This window comes from Deinococcus sp. NW-56 (assembly GCF_002953415.1).
Lineage (GTDB): Bacteria > Deinococcota > Deinococci > Deinococcales > Deinococcaceae > Deinococcus.
The window spans coordinates 680001-700215 of the sequence record NZ_CP026516.1 but is presented as its reverse complement, the minus strand read 5'-3'; the positions used below and the strand labels follow the sequence as shown (position 1 = coordinate 700215).

The window sequence follows — 20215 nt, the reverse complement described above, 5'->3', positions numbered from 1 at the left end:
GGGTATGGTCAACATTCCCTTTCTGCCCCGGTCCGGCGATCCGCTGCCGGACGGCGTGACCCGGCCGACCTGGGTGATTCTCGACCTGCACGGAAGCTACCCGGCGCGGCAACCGAGTAACCCCATCCAGGCGCTGCTCAACCGCACCGAGACGCTGGAGGCGCTGGAAGCCCGCGCCGAGAAGCTGCGCGGCGCCGAGTGGCTGCACGGCGTCCTCGTGCGCTTCTCCGAGTTCACGGCCTCGCCTGCGACCGCGCACGCGATTCGGGGCATCCTCTCGCGGCTGGCGGGGGAAAAGCGGGTCGTGGCCTTCCTGCCGCAGCTCACCATGACTGGGCTGATCGCGGCGAGCGGCGCCCGTGAAGTCGTCTCGCCCGAGTCGGCGGACGTGATGGTGCCGGGCTTCGGACTGGAGCAGACCTTCCTGGGCGAGTTCCTGCGCAAGAGCGGCATCGAGTTCGAGAACCTGCGCATCCGCGAGTACAAGGCGGCCCTGACCCGCTACTCGCAGGACCACATGGACGACGCCAACCGCGAGCAGCTCACGGCGTACCTGCACGGGCTGGAATCGGCCTGGGCGCGTGACCTCGCGGCGGCCCGTGGGGTCAGCGAGGACGTGGCCCGCACGTGGCTGACCGGCGACCTGACGAGCGCCCACGGGGCACGGGAGGCGGGCCTGATCGACCGCGTGGCCTACGAAGACGACCTGATCGGCCCCGGCACCCGGCCGATGGCGGCGGTCCTCGACCTGCTGATGCCCAAGAAGCCGAGCAACCCCAAGGCCGGGCGGGTCGCCGTCGTGTCGCTGGTGGGCACCATCGTCACCGGCAAGAGCAAGAACAATCCCCTCCCTCTGCCGCTGCTGGGCGGCCCGCAGGCGGGGTCCGACACCGTGGTCGCGGCGCTGCGGCACGCCAAGAAGGACAAGACGACCAAGGCCATCGTCCTGTACGTGGACAGCGGCGGCGGCTCGGCCCTGGCCTCCGACCTGATCTGGCGCGAGGTGGCAACCTCCGACAAGCCCGTCGTCGCCGTGATGGGCGAGTACGCGGCGAGCGGCGGCTATTACGTGCTGACGCACGCCAAGCACGTGGTCGCCAGCCCGTACACCCTCACGGGCAGCATCGGCGTGGTGAGCGGCAAGCCCGTCCTGCGCGACTTCAATGCCCGCCACGGCCTCAGGCCCGAGGCGGTGGGCCGCGAGCGGGCACTGATGTACACGGCCTCGCGCCCCTTTTCGGAGGATGAGCGCGAGCACGTCAAGCGCGGCATCTCGGAGGTCTACGACCGCTTTATCAGCCGGGTGGCCGAGGGCCGGAAGATGACGACCGAGCAGGTCAACGAGATCGGCCGGGGCCGCATCTGGAGCGGACTGGACGCACTGGAGCTGGGCCTGATCGACGAGCTGGGCGACCTTCAGACCGGACTTGCCCGCGCCCGCGAGCTGGCGGGCCTGCCCTACGACGCCCCCGTCTGGAACGCCGCCCCCGCCAAGACCGGCCCCTTCCCCGAGTTTGCGCAGGAGGCCGCCGACGCCGCCCGCGTGTCCGTGTGGCCCTTCGGCCGCGAGCGGGTGCTGACGTGGTTCGATCAGGAAGTGAAGGTGCGGTAATCCGCGCCCGAGGTGCGACATGCACATCAGCGCCCTGGTGCAGAACAGCGCAGGCCACCATGAGGTCACCCTGCGGACGGAGGGGCATGTTCAGTCCCTGGCCGTCCCGCCCCGGCCCAGCGGCTTCGGCTCGGCGGTCAATGGCGGCGAGCTGCTGTTTCTCGCCCTGGCGACCTGCTACTGCAACGACGTGTACCGGGAGGCAGCCAGGCGCGGCCTGACGGTGGGTCGGGTGGAGGTGGAAGTCTCGGGCGACTTCGGGAGCGAGGGTGAACCGGCCCGGAACGTGACCTACCGCGTCCGAGTCACCACGCCGCACGACGAGGCCGAGGTACGGGAGCTGCTCCTACACACCGACCAGGTCGCTGAGATTCAGAACACCCTCCGGGCCGGGGTACCCGTGACGCTGACGGACGTGCAGGTCGAGCCTAGTTAGTCGGAAGAAGCAGTGGGGAGAGGCAGCTTGGAATGGCCGCCTCTCCCCTTCCCGTTCCTGGCCGAATGTCAGCCCGTCGCCGCCTCGTACGCCGCGATCTGCTCCCGAATCACGTTCAGGCTGCCCTCCCAGAAGTCCGGCGCGTGCAGGTCGATGCCGAATCCGGCGGCCAGGGTGCGGGCGTCGGCCAGGCCGGTACCCGACAGCAGCTCGTCGTAACGGCGCTGGAAGTCGGCGGCCTCGCCGCGCTCCTTCGCCGCCTGGTACTGGGCGTACAGGCCCAGGCCGAACAGCAGCCCGAAGGTGTAGGGGTAGTTGTAAAAGCTGAGGCTGTAGTAGTGCGGCTTGACGGCCCACATGTAGGGGTGGGTGCTCGCCAGCGCGTCCCCGTACGTCTCGCGCTGCGCCCAGGTCATCAGGTCATTGATTTCCTGCGGCGTCAGGTCACGCTGCGCCCGCTTCTCGAACACGGCCCGCTCGAAGAGGAAGCGCGAGTGGATGTCCACGACGACCTGCGCGTGCCCCAGCAGTTGCGTCTCCAGCACGTAGAGGCGCTCCTCGCCGGTCGCCCGCTCCAGCGCCGCGTTCTGGATGATCGTCTCGCAGAAGATCGACGCCGTTTCGGCCAGGGTCATCGGCGTCTCGCGTTGCAGGGGCGTGCGCGGCGCCTTGAGGAGGTTGTGGTAGCCGTGCCCCAGCTCGTGCGCGAGGGTAGACACGCTGTCGAGGCTGGGGTCGTGGTTCATCAGGATGCGGCTCTCGTCGCCCTGCCAGCCCATGCAAAAGGCCCCGCCCCGCTTGCCGTCGCGCGGCCCGGCGTCGATCCAGCTCTCGGCAAAGGCGCGGGCGGCGTAGTCGCCAAGCTTGTCGGAGTAGGAGCGGAACTGTTCCTGCACGAAGCGGGTCCCAGCCTCGTACGTCCACTCGGTCTGCGAGCGGCCCACGGGCGCGAAGAGGTCCCACCAGTCCAACCGTTCCTTGCCCAGCGCCTGCGCCTTCGCCGCGAAGTAACGCCGGAAGTCGGGAAAGGAGCGCACGACCGCGCCCTGCATGGCCTCCAGCGTCTCTCGGTCGATGCCGTGGGTCAGCAGGCTGGGGGCCACCGCGTCGGGGAAGCCCCGGCGGGCGGCGAGGGTGCCTTCCTCGCCCTTGACGCCGTTGAGGGCGGCGGCCAGGACGACTTCCGCATTTTCCCAGACCTTCAGCTCGGCCTCGTAAGCATCGCGGCGCACACTCTCGTCGGGGTCGGTCGCCAGGGCACGCAGGGCGGTCACGGGCAGCGACTCGCCCCGGAACTCGCCGCGAAGCTGGCTGGAGACGTTGCCGTGCAGCTTCGACCAGCCGCCCGCCCCGCTGGGCCGCAACCGAGCGGCGAGGTCTTCTTCCTCCGGGGTCATCTGGTACCGCGCCCGCTCCGCACTGCGGCGAATCAGGTGCTCGTGCTCGCGGGCGACCTCGGACCCGGCCAGCAGCGCTTCCACGTCCTGGCCGCCCAGCCACGCGGTCAGGCGTGAGCGCAACGGCCCCAGCGGGAGGGTCAGGGTGGTCAGTTCGCCCATCTTCTGCTGCGCGAGGGCGTCACGGCTGTCGGTCGTCACGAAGGCGGAGATAAAGCCCCGCAGCGCGGTCAGGCGGGTCGAGAGCGCATTCAAGCCCCCCAGCACGGCTTCCAGGCTCTCCGGGGTGGCGGCGGCGCCCTCCTTGCGGACGCCATAGCGGTCAAAGGTCGCTTCCAGTGCGGCCACCTCGTCCCGCACGGCAGCGAGGTCCGCGCCCAAGCGGGGGTCTTGCAGGCTCGCGTAGAGGTCGTCGGTACGCCAGCGCGGAAGCTCGCGGGATTCGGTTGTGGTCATGCGGGGAGGCTAGCAGGCGAGGAGCCGGGACCGGGCCTCGGCCAGATGGCTTAGGAAGGCTGCCCCGCCGTCGCTCTCCCGGCCCCCTGTCCCTCCACCAGCGCCAGTACCCGCTCAGCCACATTGACCAGATGATCCCCCAGGCGCTCCAGGCTGCGGGCCATGCGGTTGGCGGCCAGCGCGATGTCCACGTCGTCGGGGCGCTCGTGGAGGCGGGTCAGGCTGGCCCGCAGCATCTGCTCGTACAGCACGTCCACCTCCTCCTCGTCCAGACGGATGACCTCGCGGGCCGCCGCCGCGTCGCGCTCGGCAAAGGCGTAGGCGAGGCGGTCGAGCATGGTGGTCAGGAGGCCTACCAGCGGCAGCACGTCTTGCAGGGTGGCCGAGCGGGTGCGCGGGGCCAGCCGCTCCAGGTCGCGGGCTACCCCAAAGGCGTAGTCGCCCACCCGTTCCAGGTTGGTCAGGCTGCGAAAGACCAGCAAGTGAAAGGCGAGGTCGTCTGGGGTCAGCGGGCGGGCAAAGGCGGCGAGGCAGGCGTCCTCCAGCTCGCGCTCCAGCGCATTCGTCTCTCGCTCCAGCTCTCCGGCGCGGGCGGTCAGTCCGGCGTACTCGGCACGGCGGGCGGCGTCGCGCACGGCCTCCAGCTCCTCCAGGGCGAGGCTCAGCATCCGCAGGAAGCGGGCGGTCACCGTGCCCACCCCGTCTGCCCTCCCCGCATCAAATGTCATGACGACAGTATCGGCCCGCCGGGTGACGGGGGAGTCAAGCTCAGCCAAAGCGACCCGTCACGTACGCCTCGGTGCGCTCGTCGCGCGGGCTGGTAAAGACCTGATCGGTCACGCCATGCTCCACAAGGTCGCCGTTCAGGAAAAAGGAGGTCGTGTCCGAGACGCGGGCCGCCTGGTGCATGTTGTGCGTCACGATCAGGATGGTGGTGACCTGCTTGAGGCCGGTCATCAGGTCCTCGATGCGGGCCGTACTCGCGGGGTCGAGGGCCGAGGTCGGCTCGTCCATCAGCAGCAGTTCGGGCTCGACGGCGAGGGCACGGGCGATGCACAGGCGCTGCTGCTGTCCCCCCGAGAGGCCCGTCGCTGGAGTCTTGAGGCGGTCCTTCACCTCGTCCCAGAGAGCCGCCCCGCGCAGCGAGCGTTCGGCCACTTCCATCAGCCGGGCACGGTCGCGCACGCCGGTCAGCTTCAGACCGCTCACCACGTTGTCGAAGACGCTCATGGTGGGAAAGGGGTTGGGCTTCTGAAAGACCATCCCGACGCGGCGGCGCATGGCGACGGCGTCCACGCCGGGGGCATACACGTCTTCGCCGTCGAGCACGATGCGGCCCGTCACGCGGGCACCCGGCGTCAGGTCGTGCATCCGGTTGATCGCCCGCAGAAAGGTGGTCTTGCCGCACCCGGAAGGGCCGATCAGGGCATTCACGGTGCCGCGCTGCACATTGAGGTTCACACCGCGCACGGCCTGCTTGTCGCCGTAGAAGATGCTGACATCCTGGGCGGTGAGGAGGGGGATGGTCATGGGTCGGGACTCCTTGGAGGGTGCAGAGGAGAAGGGCTTAGCGCCGCCGACTCGCCCGGCGGGCCAGCAGGCTGGTGGCGAAGATGATCAGGATCAGCAGAAGCGCTCCGGCCTTGGCAAGACGCTGGTTCTCGTCGTAGGCGCTCGTCGCCCCCCGGTAGATTTCCAGCGGCAGGGCGCTCATGGGCTTGGTGGGATCGAGGTTGACGAGCGGGTTCCCGAAGGCTGTGAACAGCAGCGGCGCGGCTTCCCCGGCCACCCGCGCCAGCGCGAGCATCACGCCGGTCACAATGCCCCCGGCAGCGGCGGGCAGCACGATTCGCAGGATGACCAGCCACTGCGGGAGCCCCAGGCTCAGGCCCGCCTCGCGCACGGTGACGGGAACGAGCTTGAGGACTTCCTCGGTCGTGCGAACCACGATGGGAATCATCAGGAAGCCCAGCGCGATGGCCCCCGCCAGCCCGGAAAAGCCGAACTGGAGGACGATCAGCCCGTAGGCCACCAGCCCCATCACGATGGCCGGGATGCCCGCCAGCACGTCGCTGAGCATCCGCACGGTGGGCATCAGCCGGTGCCGGGGGTACTCCGCCAGGAAGATGCCGCCCGCCACACCCACCCCGACACCCAACACGCTCGCCATCGCCAGCATCTGGAGGCTGCCCAGAATCGCGTTGAGGAGGCCGCCGCCCGTCTCCCCTTCCGGCGCGGGCGTCTTGGTGAAGAATTCGAGGTTCATTGCCCCCAGCCCCTCGCGCAGCAGGTAGGCGAAAATCAGGATCAGGGGCATGACCACGATGACGGTCGAGAGGCCGATCAGGCCGCCCATGATCAGGTTACGGGCACGGCGGGCCGGGCTGAGGCGGGGCCGGGAGCGGGCGGGGAGGGGGGCCGAGCGGGCGGTCATTGAATCCCCTTGGGCGTCAGCCGCGCGATCACCACACGGGCGAGAAAGTTCACGGCCACGCTCAGGAAGAACAGGCCCAGGCCCAGCGCCACTACACTGGAGCGGTGCAGCCTCTCCTGCGCGTCCCCGAACTGGTTGGCGATCACCGAAGCCATCGTGCTGGCCCCGCCCCACAGGCTCTTGATGATGTCCTGGCTGTCCCCGATCACCATCGCCACCGCCAGCGTCTCGCCCAGCGCCCGGCCCAGCGCCAGAATCACGCCGCCCAGGATGCCTGCGCGGGCATAGGGCAGGATGGCCCGCGAGATGACCTCCCACTTCGTCGCGCCCAGCGCGTACATCGCCTCACGCTGGTCCTGCGGCACCAGCCGAATCACGTCCCGCGCGACCGACGCTGTGTAGGGCAGGATCATCACCGTCAGGATCAGGATGGCGAGTGCCAGCCCCCGTCCATCGAAGGCGCTGGGCACGAAGAAGCATTGCAGGGTGGTCTGCCCGCTGTTCCACAGGTCCTGACAGCGGGTGTACAGGGCGACGTTCGCCGGGTCCGCGAAAAAGCCCTGCTGCCAGCGGCCCAGGATGGGCGCGATCACGAACAAGGCCCACAGGCCATAGACCACGCTGGGGACGGCGGCGAGCAGTTCGATCAGGTAGCCCACCGGGTTCGCCAGCCACTTCGGCGCGTACTCGGCCACAAAGAGGGCACTCGCCACCGCGAGCGGCACGCTCAGCACGAGCGCGGCGAGGCTGGTCACCAGGGTGCCGACCACCATCGTCGCCGCCCCGAACTGGCCCGTCACCGGGTTCCAGGTGCGCTCGGTATAGAAGCTCAGGCCGAACTCGCGCAGGGCGGGCCACGCCTCGCGCCCGAGCTGGTAGACGCTCAGCACGAACACCAGCACGATCACCGAGGCGAGCGCGAGAATCAGGCCCTGAAAGGTCCGGTCGCTCCGGCCCGACAGGGCGGCGCGGGTCGATGGACGGGGTCGCACAGGTTCACTCATGGGATCATGACCTCTGGAGACAGTTCAGCGCGGCGGCGTCAGGGCCACGTCAGGGGGCGGGCGCAGCAAGCCGGGCGGCCCCCACCCCGGAGAGCCGCCCTGCGCAGGAGAGTCAGGCGATCAGAGCTTCTTGCCGCCGTAGGTCATGGAATTGATGATGTTCCGCGCCTTGCTCGCCACCGTGGAGGGCAACTTCGCGTAGTCCAGCCCCTCGTTGTAGGCCTGCCCGCTGCCGACCATCCAAGACAGCAGATTCTTGAGGGCCTTGGCCTGCGCCTGGGTGCGGTTCCCGTACTTCTGTTCCCCGTAGAAGATCACGTAGGTGAAGCTGGTGATGGGGTAGGCGTCCGGGTTCGCGCTGTTCGTCAGGCTAACGCGGGTGTCGGCGGGAATCACCACGCCCTGCGCGGCGGCGGAGGCAGGGCCGTTGTCAGCCAGCACGTCCTTCCCGGCGCGGTTGCGCACGCTCCCGAAGGGCAGCTTGTTCTGCTTGGCGTACACCAGTTCCACGTAGCCGATCGCGCCGGGGGTGCTCTTGACCACGCCCGCCACGCCGTCGTTGCCCTTGGCGCCCGTGCCGGTGGGCCACTGAAGGCTGTTGCCCACGCCCACCTTGGTCTTCCACTCGTTGCTGACCTTGCTCAGATAATCCGCGAACACGTAGGTCGTGCCCGAGCCGTCGCTGCGGCGCACGGCGGTGATGGGCAGGCCGGGCAGCGTGACGCCGGGGTTCAGCGCGGTGATCGCCTTGTCATTCCAGGTGCGAATCTTGCCCAGGTAGATGTCGGCGAGCACCCGGCCGGTGAACTTGAGCGGCTGCGTCACGCCGGGCACGTTGTAGGCGGGCACGACCGCGCCGATGGCGGTGGGAACATGCAGCAGCCTCGCGGGCGCGGCCTTCATCGCCTCGTCGCTCATGGGGTTGTCCGACCCCGCGAAGTCCACGGTGCGCTCGGTGATCTGCTTCTGGCCTGCGCCGCTGCCCACCGACTGGTAGTTCACGCTGACGCCCGTGTCCTTGCGGTACTCCGCGAACATCTTGGAGTAGAGGGGGTAGGGAAAGGAGGCCCCCGCCCCGGTGATCGTCTGCGCGGCGGCCTGCGAGGCGGTGGCGGTCGTGACCAGGGCGAGGCCCAGGAGGAAGGTCTTCTGCATGGCCCCAGGGTGCCCCCCCCACGTCAGGGCGGCGTCACCGCCGTGTCAGCGGAAGGTCAGCCCAAAGCAAGTCGGGCGGCGAGGTCTCCCCCACCGCCCGACTTGCTCCTCAACCTCAGTCCGCCGCGTCCCCCTGCGCGTATTGCAGGCGGTGCAGCCGGGCGTAATAGCCGCCCTTGTCCAGCAGTGCCCGGTGGCTGCCCTGCTCCACGATGCGGCCCTTGCGCATCACCACGATGCGGTCGCAGTGCTCGATGGTGCTGAGGCGGTGGGCGATGATGATGGAGGTGCGGCCTTCCATCACCTTCAGCAGCGCCTGCTGAATCCGCAGCTCGGTCTCGGTGTCCACGTTGGCGGTCGCCTCGTCAAGCACGAGCAGGATGTCGGGATTCTGGATCAGCGCACGGGCGAAGGCCAGCAGTTGCTTCTGCCCGGTCGAGAGGGTCGCGCCGCGCTCGCGCACCTCGGTCTGGTAGCCCTCGGGCAGCGAGACGATGTAGTCGTGGACGCCCACGTACTTGCACGCCTCGACCACCCGCTCGTGCGAGATGGCCGGGTTGTTCAGCGTCAGGTTGCTCTCGATGGTCCCGGCGAACAGGAACACGTCCTGCAAGACCACGCCCACGTGCCGCCGCAGGTCGTGCTGTTCCAGATCGCGCACGTCGTGGCCGTCCACCCGCACCGCCCCGCGCTGCACGTCATAGAAGCGGCTCACCAGCGCGGTCACGCTTGTCTTGCCCGCCCCAGTTGCACCGACGAGTGCCACACTCTCGCCGGGCTGAATGTCGAGGTTGATGCCGCGCAGAATCCAGCGGTCGTCATTGTCGGGCGTGTTCGCCGTCACGTCCTGGTCGTAGGCGAACCACACGCCGTCGAAGGTCACCCGGCCCTCGAAAGGCTCCAGCGTCCCCGCGCCCGGCTTGTCCTGGATCTTCTCCTCGGTGTCCAGCACCTCGAAGATGCGCTCGCTGCTCGCCATCGCCGCTTGCAGGTTGTTGAACACGTCCGCGAGGTCCTGAATCGGCTGGAACAGGTTCGTCGTCCAGCCGATAAAGGCGACCAGCGTGCCCACCGTCACGCCCGTCGCGGCGGCGACCCCGGCGGCGTCCTGCCCCAGCAGCCGGGTGGCCGCGAAGTACAGCACCAGCGCAATGCCGATCTGCCCCAGCACCGCCATCACGGGCATAAAGAGGGAAAACCACTTCACCGAGTTCTCGTTGGCGGTCAGGAGTGCCCGGTTCGCGTGGTCGAAGTCCAGCGCCATGCGCCGCTGCCGCCCGAACAGTTGCACGGTCGTCATCCCGGTGATGTTCTCGTTGAGCTTGGAGTTCACGACCGCCTGCTGGAAACGGTTGCTGCGGAAGGCGTCGCGCAGGTGCCCCCGGAAGTAGTTGGACGCGAAGTACATGAAGGGCAGCACGCTGAAGCTCACCAGCCCCAGCCGCCAGTCCACGCTGAGCATGATCACGGCGTAGGCCACGATCAGGAAGGCACTCTGAATCAGGCTGACCAGCCCGCCCGTCAGGAACTGGTTGATCGCGTCCACGTCGCTCGTCACGCGGGTGATCAGGCGCCCCACCGGGTTCTGGTCGAAAAAGGCGAGGTGCAGCCGCTGGAGCTTGGTGAACACGTCCGCCCGGATGTCGCGCAGCACGTTCTGCCCCAGGTAGCCGATGGTCATGATCGAGCCGTATTGCACGGCAAACTCCAGCACCTTCAGGCCCATGTAGGTCAGCGCAGCCACCGTCAGCGTCCGCAGCAGCGGCTCGCGGTCAGCGGTCACCCCATTGACGAAGGGCGTCAGCGCGTTGTCGATGGCATAGCGCTGAATGAGTCCGAACAGCGGCTGGATGCCCGAAAAGGCCAGCGAGAGCAGTACTGCGCCCACCACCAGCGCCAGATACGGCCGCAGGTACCGGAAGATGCGCCGGGTGAGCTGGGCGTCAAAGCCCGCCTTGCTGGGTTCGGGGGGAAGGGGAGCACCTGCGGTCACTTCACGGCCTCCTGAGGTCTGGGCTGGTGTTCAAGCACGTCGGCGGCGACCTCCGCGTCGCGGATCGGTTCGTCGTCGGCGTCGAGGTCGGAGGCGAGGCGCTGAAGCCGCTCGATTTCGGCGTAGTGGCCCCCGGCGGCGACGAGGTCGTCGTGGGTGCCCTGCTCGACGAGGCGGCCTTCCTCCAGCACCACGATCTGATCGGCGTGGCGCAGGGTGCTGATGCGGTGCCCGATCAGAATCACCGTGCGCCCCTGAGCGACCTCCCGCAGCCCGTCGAGGATGCGCCGCTCGGTTTCTGTGTCCACCGCCGAGAGGCTGTCGTCGAGAATCAGGATGGCCGGGTCACGCACGATGGCCCGCGCGATCGCCGTGCGTTGCCGCTGCCCACCCGAGAGGGTCACCCCGCGCTCGCCCAGCACCGTGTCGTAGCCCTGCGGGAAGTCCTCCACGTCCCCGGCGAGGCCCGCCAGCCGCGCCGCTTCCTGCACCCGGCTCATGTCGGGGTTCGGGGGAATGTCGGGGGGAGGCGGCGCCCCCACCACGCTGACCCCGGTGGGCACCTCCGGCAGGTCACGGTTGCCCAGCCCGAAGCCGATGTTGTTGGCGATGGAGTCGCTGAACAGGAAGGGTTCTTGCGGCACCACGCTGATGTGGTCGCGCAGCACCCGCAGCGGGATCGTCCGTACATCGTGCCCGTCCACCCGCACTACACCCGCCGTGGGATCCATCGAACGGGTCAGCAGTTGGCCCAGCACGGTCTTGCCGCTGCCCGTCGGCCCGGTGATGCCCAGGAACGTCCCAGCAGGAACCTTCAGACTCACGTCCTCCAGCACGGTGCGCTCGCCGTAGCGCAGGGTCACGTGGTCGAACTCCACGTCGCCGCGCAGGGTCTGGAGGCCAGCGTTCACCCGGCCCCGCTCGTCGCGCACCAGGGCACGGGCGTCGAACAGCTCACGCAGGCGCAGCCATGACGACAGGCCCCGTTGGGTGATCCCGGTGATCCATCCCACCATCAGCATGGGGAAGGCGAGGCGTTCGAGCGTCCCGACGAACTGGGTGAACATCCCAATGGTGAAGGTCTCGTCGCCGCTGAGGATCAGCCGCCCGCCGACGAGAAGGATCAACCCGAAGGCAAGGCCCAGCAGCAGATTCATCACCGATCTGAGCGGCCCGTCCACCTTGATCAGCGAGATGTTGCGCCGCAGCAGTTCGAGGTTCATCGCACGGTAGTCCTCGATCTCGCGGTCCTCAATCGCGTAGCCCTTGACCACCCGCGCCCCACTGAAGTTCTCCTGCGCCTTGGCGGCGATCAGGCTGTTCTGCTCCTGCACGAAAGTGTGCCGCTTGTTGATCTGCCGCGCCATGTAGGTCAGCAGCCCCACGATGATGGGCAGCAGCGCCAGCACGATCAAGGTGAGCTGCCAGCTCAGGCTGAACATCACCGCAAAGGCCGTGATGAACCCCGATACGATATTGACGATCTGCCACGCCCCGAAACCCAACATTTCCCGCACGGCCCCGAGGTCCCCGGTCAGGCGGTTCATCAGGTCCCCGGTGCGGGCACGGTCGTAGTAGGGTTTGTCGAGGGTCTGAAGGTGGCCGAAGATGTCGCGGCGAATCTCGTACTCGGTCTGGCGTGAGGCGATCACGATCATCCGGCGCATCACCAGCATGAACAAGCCCGCCGTCGCGGACGCCGCCACGATGCCCAACGCGTACAGCAGCACCTGGGTGGCAGTAATGCCCGCCGTCGCCGCGTCCGCGTCGGTCTGGCCGGTCACCCCGTCGATGGTGAGGCGAATGAAGTAGTACGGCAGCAGGTTCACGCTGTTGGCGATCACCACCGCGATCAACCCGATCACGTACTGGCGGCGGTGCAGCCGCAGGTAGGGCCAGAGGGTTCGCAAACTGTCCAAGGAAGAGGTACCTCAAGGGGGAAAGAGGGCGAAGACAGCCGGGGGTGGGCAGATTTCGGCAGCTCAGCAGGCCGGAGAGCCGTCAGTCTACGCTGATGGGCTGGGCGGCAAATGCGCGATATGGCGGAGGTGGGGCGGGAGCTGCCTTCAGTCCGGCTTCATCAGAGGGGCCGCCGCCGAATGCTTCCCAAACTCCACCCCCGACAGCGCGGCGCGGCCGTGTTGACACCCCCTGGGGCCGGTGCTACTATTCACAGCCGGAAGTCAGCGCGGCAAGCGCGAAACTTTCGCACCCAGGGCAGGAAATTCAGCCCTCAGGTTTGGGAACGGTGCCACCCTAGCTCAACTGGTAGAGCACCCGACTTGTAATCGGAAGGTTGGGAGTTCGATTCTCCTGGGTGGCTCCACACGGCCCTCGCCGTGACAATCCGGGCCGGGACGAGCAGGACGGGTAGGTGGCCGAGTGGTTAAAGGCGACAGACTGTAAATCTGTTCACGAAAGTGTACGGCGGTTCGAATCCGCCCCTGCCCACCACACGCGGGAATAGCTCAGTTGGTAGAGCGTCAGCTTCCCAAGCTGAAAGTCGCGAGTTCGAGTCTCGTTTCCCGCTTTTTTACTCCGCTCTTGTAGCTCAGTGGTAGAGCACTCCCTTGGTAAGGGAGAGGTCGTCGGTTCAATCCCGACCAAGAGCTCCAGCCGGGAACGCGGCCTGCTTACTCAAGCGGGCCGCATTTCCTTACGCCCTCCGGGTTACATGCCCCCGGCTCCGGCCGGTATGCTGTGCAGGCTGGCTTGTCCCAGAGACACCCCCTTTCAGGAGGAAAGAATCATGGCAAAAGGAACGTTTGAGCGGACCAAGCCCCACGTGAACGTGGGCACCATCGGGCACGTGGACCACGGCAAGACCACCCTGACCGCGGCCATCACCTTCACCGCCGCCGCGATGGACCCCACCATCGAAACCCTGGCCTACGACCAGATCGACAAGGCCCCCGAAGAAAAGGCCCGCGGCATCACCATCAACACCTCCCACGTCGAGTACAACACCCCCACCCGCCACTACTCGCACGTCGACTGCCCCGGCCACGCCGACTACGTCAAGAACATGATCACCGGTGCCGCTCAGATGGACGGCGCGATCCTGGTCGTCAGCTCCGCTGACGGCCCCATGCCCCAGACCCGCGAGCACATCCTGCTCGCCCGTCAGGTCGGCGTGCCCTACATCGTCGTGTTCATGAACAAGGTCGACATGGTCGACGACGAAGAACTGCTCGAACTCGTCGAGATGGAAGTGCGCGAGCTGCTCAGCAAGTACGAGTTCCCCGGCGATGACCTCCCCGTCGTCAAGGGCAGCGCCCTTCAGGCGCTGGAAGCCCTGCAGGCCAACCCCAAGACCGCCCGCGGTGAGAACCAGTGGGTCGACCGCATCTGGGAACTGCTCGACGCCATCGACTCCTACATCCCCACCCCCGAGCGCGACACCGACAAGACCTTCCTGATGCCCGTCGAAGACGTGTTCACCATCACCGGTCGCGGCACTGTGGCCACCGGCCGTGTGGAGCGCGGTGTGGTCAAGGTGCAGGACGAAGTCGAGATCATCGGTCTGCGCGACACCAAGAAGACCACCGTGACCGGCATCGAAATGCACCGCAAGCTGCTGGACTCCGGGATGGCCGGCGACAACGTGGGCGTGCTGCTGCGTGGCGTCGCTCGCGACGACGTGGAGCGTGGCCAGGTGCTGGCCAAGCCCGGGTCGATCAAGCCGCACACCAAGTTCGAGGCCAGTGTGTACGTGCTGTCCAAGGACGAGGGTGGGCGTCACAGCGCGTTCTTCGGGGGCTACCGCCCGCAGTTCTACTTCCGCACGACGGACGTGACGGGCGTGGTGGAACTGGCCGAAGGGGTGGAGATGGTGATGCCCGGGGACAACGTGACCTTCACGGTGGACCTGATCAAGCCCATCGCCATGGAAGAAGGTCTGCGCTTCGCCATCCGTGAAGGCGGACGCACCGTCGGCGCCGGCGTCGTCACCAAGGTCCTGGAGTAAGGTCCAGCCTCCCCGGGGAGAAGGCCCTCTGCGGCCTTCTCCTTCTTTTGTGCCTTGTGGGTGGACACTGCCCGCCTCTCTGCCTATAATCCCAATGTTGCCCGCCACAAGGCGGGCTTTTACCAGCGCCGCCCGTGAGAGGTGGAGGGCTGGGAGCGCAGAACCCCCCTGGGGGCGCGCGAAAGGAGCAGTACCATGGCGAAAGACGGACCGCGCATCATCGTGAAGATGGAAAGCACCGCAGGCACGGGCTTCTACTACACGACCACCAAGAACCGCCGCAACACGCAGGCCAAGATGGAACTGCGCAAGTACGATCCCGTGGCGAAAAAGCACGTCGTGTTCAAGGAAAAGAAGGTCTGAGTCTCGGGCTGGGTTTGCCCGCCTCCCCGGCGGGCGCCCAGCTTCGGCTCTGACCCTTCGCCCCACGTCATGACGGGCAAGGTGAGCGCATGAATCTGATGCAGTACTTGCGGGATTCCCGCGCCGAACTCGCCAAGGTCACCTGGCCGACCCGCCAGGGAGTCATCGAGGGCACGCAGGCCGTGCTGATCTTTGTGGTGGCCCTGACCCTGATCGTGTTCGCGATGGACTCCCTGTTCGGCTTTCTCGTGCGGGCGGCGCTGCCATGAGCATCGAGTGGTACGCCGTTCACACCTACGTTGGTCAGGAAGACCGCGTGCAGCAGCACCTGCTGGAGCGTGCCCGCAAGCTGGGCATGCACCACACCAAGATTTTTCAGGTGCTGCAACCCACCGAGAAGGCCGTCGAGCTTCAGGAAGGCGGCAAGAAGGTCGAGGTCGAGCGCAAGCTCTTTCCCGGTTACGTCTTCGTGCAGATGGATGTCGAGGACGACGACGCGCCCGGCGAACTCGGCGAGTCCTGGGAGGTCGTGCGCGGCACGAGCGGCGTGACTGGCTTTGTCGGCACGGCGACCCGCCCGGTGCCCCTCTCCCCCGAGGAGGTGCAGCGCCTGCTGGCCTCGGTCGGCGTGGCGGCCCAGGCCCCCGAGGAAACGGCCCCGCGCATCAAGGTCGACCTCAAGCCCGGCGATATGGTCCGGGTCACTGGTGGTCCCTTCGCCGACTTCAGCGGCGTGGTGAGCGAGGTCAATGCCCCGCAGGCCAAGGTCAAGGTGCTGGTCAGCATCTTCGGGCGCGAGACTCCGGTCGAACTCGACTTCGCGCAGGTCAGCAAGTAATCCCCGGGCGTGGGCTTGGCAGACTTGCCCGCGCCCTGTACACTGCCAAAGTTGCTGCCCCGCCGGCCCACCGTGGCCGGGAGCGGCACTTAGCGCCAGCACCCCGCTGCCCGCTGCGGCCAGCCGGGGGAGCTAAGGAGGACACATGAAGAAAGTCACAGGGCTGGTCAAACTCCAGCTGCCCGCGGGCAAGGCCACTCCGGCGCCCCCCGTTGGTCCCGCGCTGGGTCAGTACGGCGCGAACATCATGGAGTTCACGAAGGCGTTTAACGCGCAGACGGCCGACAAGGGTGACGCGATCATCCCCGTCGAGATCACCATCTACGCGGACCGCTCGTTTACCTTCATCACCAAGACCCCCCCGATGAGCTACCTGATCCGCAAGGCGGCGGGACTCCAGAAGGGCAGCGCGACCCCCAACAAGGCCAAGGTCGGCAAGCTGAACTGGGATCAGGTGCTGGAGATTGCCCGCACCAAGATGCCCGACCTGAACGCCGGCAGCGTCGAAGCCGCCGCCAACACCGTGGCCGGGACCGCCCGTTCCATGGGCGTGACCATCGAGGGGGCTCCCAATGCCTAAGCATGGCAAGCGTTACCGCGCCCTGACCGACAAGGTCGACCGCAGCAAGCAGTACACCATCGACGAGGCCACCGCGCTCGTGAAGGAACTGGCGACCGCCAAGTTCGACGAGACGGTGGAGGTTCACTTCCGCCTCGGGATCGACCCGCGCAAGAGCGACCAGAACGTGCGCGGCACGGTGGCCCTGCCCCACGGCACCGGGAAGACGGTGCGCGTGGCCGTTATCACCAAGGGTGACAACGTGGCTGCCGCCGAGGCTGCGGGCGCCGACGTGGTCGGCAGCGACGAGCTGATCGAGCGCATCGCGGGCGGTTTCATGGAGTTTGACGCCGTCGTGGCGACGCCCGACATGATGGCGCAGGTCGGCCAGAAGCTCGCGCGTCTGCTCGGGCCGCGCGGCCTCCTGCCCAACCCCAAGAGCGGCACCGTCGGTCCCGACGTGGCGGGCATGGTGCGCGGCCTCAAGGCTGGGCGTATCGAGTTCCGCAACGACAAGACCGGTGTGGTGCACGCGCCCATCGGCAAGGCCAGCTTCGAGCCGGGCAACCTCAGCGCCAACTACCAGGCGCTGGTGTCGGCCCTCGAAGCCGCCAAGCCGGGCAGCGCCAAGGGCGTGTACCTGCGCAGCGCGTACCTGACCAGCACGATGGGGCCGAGCATTCCCCTCACGCTGAGCAGCCAGGCCCAGGCCTGAGCTTCTTCCGGGGAGGGGGCACCGCTTCCTCCCCCCTGACTTCAGCACCCCGGTGCGCCCCACGGCCCACCTTTCCAATTCCGGCATCGTAGACAGCGGGGACCCTTGCCAGGTTTAAACATCCCGCCGAGTTGTCAGGGCGCGAGGGAGCGCACCTGGACTTGTTCACCACCAAGGAGGTCCATCACGTGGCGAACGCACGCAATCAGCAGAACCTGAGCAGCCTTCAGGAGAGCCTCAGCGGCATCGAGACGTTTTACGTCGTCGATTACCAGGGGCTGACCGCCGGGCAGCTCAGCCGCCTGCGCAAGGACATCCGCGAGCGCGGCGGTCAACTGATCGTCGCCAAGAACACCCTGATCAACCTCGCCCTGCAGGGCGGCGGTCAGGACTTCAGCGAGACCCTGCGGGGGCCGAGTGCCCTCGTCCTCGCGCAGGACGATCCCGCCGGGGTTGCCAAGGCCCTGAGCGACGCGGCCAAGAGCAATGACCGCGGCATCCCGACCATGAAGGGCGGCCTCGTCGAGGGGCGCCGCGTGGACGTGGCGGTCATCGAGCGCCTGGCCAGCCTGGGCAGCAAGCAGAGCCTTCAGGGCGAGTTCGTGGGTGTGCTCTCCAGCCACCTGTCGAGCTTCGTCGGCATCCTGGAAGCCTACCAGGAGAAGCTGGGCGGCGGCGGCAACGCCGAAGCCCAGGGCTAAACCCCCTTCTTTTCCCACCCCTTTTCACCAATTCATCCACCGGAGGACATCACCATGGCTTACGACAAGCAGGCTCTGATCGACCAGCTCAGCACCCTCACCATCATGGAACTCGCCGACCTCATCGACGGTCTCAAGGAGACCTGGGGCGTGACCGCCGCCGTGGCCGTCGCGGGTGGCGGCGCCGCTGCCGCCGCGCCCGTCGAGGAGAAGACCGAGTTCGACGTCGTGCTGATCGACGCCGGCTCGAGCAAGATCAACGTCATTAAGGAAATCCGCGCCATCACCGGCCTGGGGCTGAAGGAAGCCAAGGACCTCAGCGAGAAGGGCGGCGCCCTCAAGGAAGGCGTTAGCAAGGACGACGCCGAGAAGATGAAGGCGCAGCTCGAGGCCGCTGGCGCCCGCGTCGAACTGAAGTAAGTCCCCTTCCCACCGGGAGTGCAGCCCCCTGCGAGAGCGGGGGGTTTTCCTTTGGTCTCTACGTGATGGGCATTACGATTCCTGGCGAAGTCCCGCGGCATAGTAGCCGAGTTGTTTTCCAGGCAGATTCCTCAGCGGGGCGCGGTAAACAGTGCGCGCTTCCGTTTCTGTCGGTTAGAAAACAGCCAGGAGTCACCATGGCAGTAGGCAGAGTGAAGTGGTTTAACGCGGAAAAGGGTTACGGATTCATCGAGACGGAAGGCAGCGAGGACGTGTTCGCGCACTTCAGCGCCATCCAGGCTCAGGGCTTCAAGAAGCTCAACGAGGGCGATGAGGTCGAGTTCGAGATTGAAGCCGGCCAGCGCGGCAAGGGTCCCCAGGCCAAGAACATCGTCGTGACGAAGGCCGCTCCGGCCCCCGCCTACGGCGACCGCCCCCAGCGCCGCGACGACCGCTGGTAATTTTCCCCAAATCTTGACCCCCCTGCCTCCGGGCCGGGGGGTTTTCATTGCGAAATTGGGCTATCTCAACTCCCGGCGCAACCCTGCCGCCATCTGGAACCACTCGCGCTCCTGCCGTTTGTAGAGGGGAGTGGCGCGGCGCTCGGTCTTCTCCATCGCCTCCAGAAGAGCTGCCGCCTCGTCACGTCTCCCCTGCCCCAGCAGAAAGGCGGCGTAACGGGCGCGGGGTTCCTCGGTGGTCGCGGCGGTCATAGCCTCGCGGTAGGTCGTGTCGGCCTCCGGCCTCTTCCCCTGGGCCGCCTGCGCCTGGGCGAGCAGGGTGAGCGTACGGGTGCGGGTGGCCGCACTGGTCCGCAGGTCGACGCGTTCCAGCAGGATCTCTGCGGCGCCGGGGTTCTCGCGGGCCAGCTCCAGCTCAGCGCTCGTCAGCAGCACCACCGGATCGTCGGCATAGATCCCCCCCAGCAGAGGTGCGAGCGTCGCCTGGGCCTCGTCGGGACGCCCAGCGCGGGCCTGAAGCGCGGCGAGATCGGTACGGTGGGCCAGCGTGTCACTCTCCGAGAGCCGTTCCCGCGCCTCACGAATGCGGATGTCCAGCGGCTTGATGGCCTCGACCCCACGGGCGACCGCCTGCCCCGCCACCCGGCCCCGACCCCGCAGCCACGGCAGGAAGACCAGGAAGGTGTACAGCACGGCGCCAATCAGGCCATAGATTTGACCAAACAGCGCCCCGAATGCCAGCAGGAACATCCAGAAAATCGGCTGCCGGGTCATGATGGCGTGGACGAGGCCCACCACTGCCAGGCCACGAATCACGCTGAAGATCAGGGGGAGGTAAGGTTGCAGGGCGTCCACGCCTCCATCCTAGAGCAGGGGCTTCGGCCGCTCTGGAACGGCCCAGACGGTTGTTGACCTGGTCGGCCGCAGGCCTCTATACTGGCCTGTGGCCGACCACGATGGGTCGGGCAGGAGCGACTTGCCGCGTAGCAGACTCCACAACTGAAGTTTCAACGCGGGACACGGCCGACACAGAGGCTGTGGTCCCGGCTGCGCCTTTTTCCCGCCCCGGAAGGCCGCAGTTCTGCCCAGGGTGCGCGAGGTGTGAATGACCCTGACGAATCAGAAACCGCGCATCGAGCGGTTCGGTGAGATCACCGAAGTGATCCCGCTTCCCGAACTGACCGAGGTGCAGGTCAACTCCTTCAAGGCCTTCTTGCAAGACGACCGCGCCCCCGACCAGCGCGACAACGCGGGGCTTCAAAGCGCCTTCCGTGAGGTCTTCCCTATCGACGAGACCGAGAAGGGCCGCTCGACGGGGCTGGTGCTGGACTTCCTGGAGTATCGCCTCGGTGAGGCCCCCTATACCCCGGAGGAGTGCCGCGAGAAGGACCTGACCTATCAGGCCCCGATGTACGCCAAGCTGCAACTGATCCACAAGGACTCCGGCCTGATCAAGGAAGACCAGGTGTTCCTGGGCGACCTGCCGCTGATGACCGACGACGGTTCCTTCGTCATCAACGGGGCCGACCGCGTGGTGATCTCGCAGATTCACCGCTCGCCCGGCGTGTACTTCACGTCCTCCTACAAGGGGATCAAGAAGCTGTACACGGCGGCGATCATCCCCATGCCCAAGCGCGGTCCCTGGATCGAGCTGGAGTTCGCGGGCGGCGTGCTGGAGATGAAGGTCAACAAGCGCAAGTTCCC

At 67.2% G+C, this 20215-nt stretch carries 21 protein-coding genes and 4 tRNA genes (1 of these 25 running past the window's edge); 16 read left to right on the top strand and 9 right to left on the bottom strand.

Annotated elements, in window-relative coordinates:
* The first annotated feature begins 4 nt into the window (after positions 1–4).
* Positions 5–1612: a S49 family peptidase gene (locus C3K08_RS03560; protein ID WP_104990063.1), complete on the top strand. Its 1608-nt coding sequence runs from the start codon at positions 5–7 to the stop codon at positions 1610–1612.
* Between the two features lie 19 nt (positions 1613–1631).
* Positions 1632–2048: an OsmC family protein gene (locus C3K08_RS03555; protein ID WP_104990062.1), complete on the top strand. Its 417-nt coding sequence runs from the start codon at positions 1632–1634 to the stop codon at positions 2046–2048.
* A 68-nt stretch (positions 2049–2116) separates the two neighbouring features.
* On the opposite strand, the gene C3K08_RS03550 is transcribed toward C3K08_RS03555, so the two are convergent.
* The 8 genes from C3K08_RS03550 to C3K08_RS03515 form a co-directional block, all read right to left on the bottom strand.
* Positions 2117–3901 carry a M3 family oligoendopeptidase gene (locus C3K08_RS03550; RefSeq protein ID WP_199776981.1) on the bottom strand — a complete coding sequence of 595 codons (1785 nt, stop codon included), beginning with the start codon at positions 3899–3901 and terminating at the stop codon, positions 2117–2119.
* Positions 3902–3951: 50 nt separating this feature from the next.
* On the bottom strand, positions 3952–4629 hold the full coding sequence (locus tag C3K08_RS03545; RefSeq protein WP_234009147.1) for a PhoU domain-containing protein: 678 nt from the start codon (positions 4627–4629) through the stop codon (positions 3952–3954).
* 40 nt (positions 4630–4669) lie between these two features.
* Positions 4670–5431 carry a phosphate ABC transporter ATP-binding protein PstB gene (gene pstB, locus C3K08_RS03540; protein WP_104990061.1) on the bottom strand — a complete coding sequence of 254 codons (762 nt, stop codon included), beginning with the start codon at positions 5429–5431 and terminating at the stop codon, positions 4670–4672.
* A gap of 37 nt (positions 5432–5468) precedes the next feature.
* A complete protein-coding gene (gene pstA / locus C3K08_RS03535; protein ID WP_104990060.1) occupies positions 5469–6335 on the bottom strand; it encodes a phosphate ABC transporter permease PstA in 867 nt (288 codons plus the stop codon).
* On the bottom strand, positions 6332–7339 hold the full coding sequence (gene pstC / locus C3K08_RS03530; RefSeq protein ID WP_104990059.1) for a phosphate ABC transporter permease subunit PstC: 1008 nt from the start codon (positions 7337–7339) through the stop codon (positions 6332–6334). The genes pstA and pstC overlap by 4 nt, the downstream gene beginning before the upstream one ends.
* A 120-nt stretch (positions 7340–7459) precedes the next feature.
* Positions 7460–8494, bottom strand: coding sequence for a phosphate ABC transporter substrate-binding protein PstS (gene pstS, locus C3K08_RS03525; RefSeq protein ID WP_104990058.1), 1035 nt, complete (start codon positions 8492–8494; stop codon positions 7460–7462).
* Between the two features lie 115 nt (positions 8495–8609).
* Entirely contained in the window at positions 8610–10487 is a 1878-nt protein-coding gene (locus C3K08_RS03520; protein WP_104990057.1) for an ABC transporter ATP-binding protein, read from the bottom strand.
* Entirely contained in the window at positions 10484–12406 is a 1923-nt protein-coding gene (locus tag C3K08_RS03515; RefSeq protein WP_104990056.1) for an ABC transporter ATP-binding protein, read from the bottom strand. Before C3K08_RS03515 ends, C3K08_RS03520 begins: the two co-directional genes overlap by 4 nt.
* A 331-nt stretch (positions 12407–12737) precedes the next feature.
* Here C3K08_RS03515 and C3K08_RS03510 point away from each other — a divergent pair.
* The 13 genes from C3K08_RS03510 to C3K08_RS03450 all read left to right on the top strand — a co-directional run bounded on the left by C3K08_RS03510 (position 12738) and on the right by C3K08_RS03450 (position 18511).
* Positions 12738–12813, top strand: a tRNA-Thr gene (locus C3K08_RS03510).
* A 42-nt stretch (positions 12814–12855) separates the two neighbouring features.
* Positions 12856–12941, top strand: a tRNA-Tyr gene (locus C3K08_RS03505).
* Positions 12942–12944: 3 nt separating this feature from the next.
* Positions 12945–13017 (top strand) — tRNA-Gly (locus tag C3K08_RS03500).
* 10 nt (positions 13018–13027) lie between these two features.
* Positions 13028–13102: transfer RNA gene (locus C3K08_RS03495), tRNA-Thr, on the top strand.
* 134 nt (positions 13103–13236) lie between these two features.
* On the top strand, positions 13237–14454 hold the full coding sequence (gene tuf, locus C3K08_RS03490) for an elongation factor Tu (RefSeq protein ID WP_104990055.1): 1218 nt from the start codon (positions 13237–13239) through the stop codon (positions 14452–14454).
* Positions 14455–14649: 195 nt separating this feature from the next.
* Positions 14650–14817 (top strand): 50S ribosomal protein L33, encoded by a 168-nt coding sequence (gene rpmG, locus C3K08_RS03485; RefSeq protein WP_012692576.1) that lies wholly within the window; start codon positions 14650–14652, stop codon positions 14815–14817.
* Between the two features lie 89 nt (positions 14818–14906).
* Positions 14907–15086: a preprotein translocase subunit SecE gene (secE, locus tag C3K08_RS03480; protein ID WP_027459996.1), complete on the top strand. Its 180-nt coding sequence runs from the start codon at positions 14907–14909 to the stop codon at positions 15084–15086.
* Positions 15083–15655: a transcription termination/antitermination protein NusG gene (gene nusG, locus C3K08_RS03475; RefSeq protein WP_104990054.1), complete on the top strand. Its 573-nt coding sequence runs from the start codon at positions 15083–15085 to the stop codon at positions 15653–15655. The genes secE and nusG overlap by 4 nt, the downstream gene beginning before the upstream one ends.
* 145 nt (positions 15656–15800) lie before the next feature.
* Positions 15801–16235 (top strand): 50S ribosomal protein L11, encoded by a 435-nt coding sequence (gene rplK, locus C3K08_RS03470; protein WP_104990053.1) that lies wholly within the window; start codon positions 15801–15803, stop codon positions 16233–16235.
* On the top strand, positions 16228–16929 hold the full coding sequence (gene rplA / locus C3K08_RS03465; protein WP_104990052.1) for a 50S ribosomal protein L1: 702 nt from the start codon (positions 16228–16230) through the stop codon (positions 16927–16929). The genes rplK and rplA overlap by 8 nt, the downstream gene beginning before the upstream one ends.
* Positions 16930–17117: 188 nt before the next feature.
* Positions 17118–17630, top strand: coding sequence for a 50S ribosomal protein L10 (rplJ, locus tag C3K08_RS03460; RefSeq protein ID WP_104991888.1), 513 nt, complete (start codon positions 17118–17120; stop codon positions 17628–17630).
* A gap of 54 nt (positions 17631–17684) precedes the next feature.
* Positions 17685–18050: a 50S ribosomal protein L7/L12 gene (rplL, locus tag C3K08_RS03455; RefSeq protein WP_104990051.1), complete on the top strand. Its 366-nt coding sequence runs from the start codon at positions 17685–17687 to the stop codon at positions 18048–18050.
* A 197-nt stretch (positions 18051–18247) separates the two neighbouring features.
* Positions 18248–18511: a cold-shock protein gene (locus C3K08_RS03450; RefSeq protein ID WP_104990050.1), complete on the top strand. Its 264-nt coding sequence runs from the start codon at positions 18248–18250 to the stop codon at positions 18509–18511.
* 60 nt (positions 18512–18571) lie between these two features.
* Here C3K08_RS03450 and C3K08_RS03445 read toward each other — a convergent pair whose 3' ends face one another.
* Complete coding sequence (locus C3K08_RS03445) at positions 18572–19366, bottom strand: hypothetical protein (RefSeq protein ID WP_104990049.1); 795 nt, start codon at positions 19364–19366, stop codon at positions 18572–18574.
* Positions 19367–19616: 250 nt separating this feature from the next.
* On the opposite strand from C3K08_RS03445, the gene C3K08_RS03440 reads away from it, so the two are divergent.
* Positions 19617–20215: the start of a DNA-directed RNA polymerase subunit beta gene (locus C3K08_RS03440; RefSeq protein WP_104990048.1), read on the top strand. Its footprint extends 2860 nt past the window's final position; only the first 599 of its 3459 coding nucleotides appear in the window; its start codon is at positions 19617–19619; its stop codon lies off the right edge, out of view.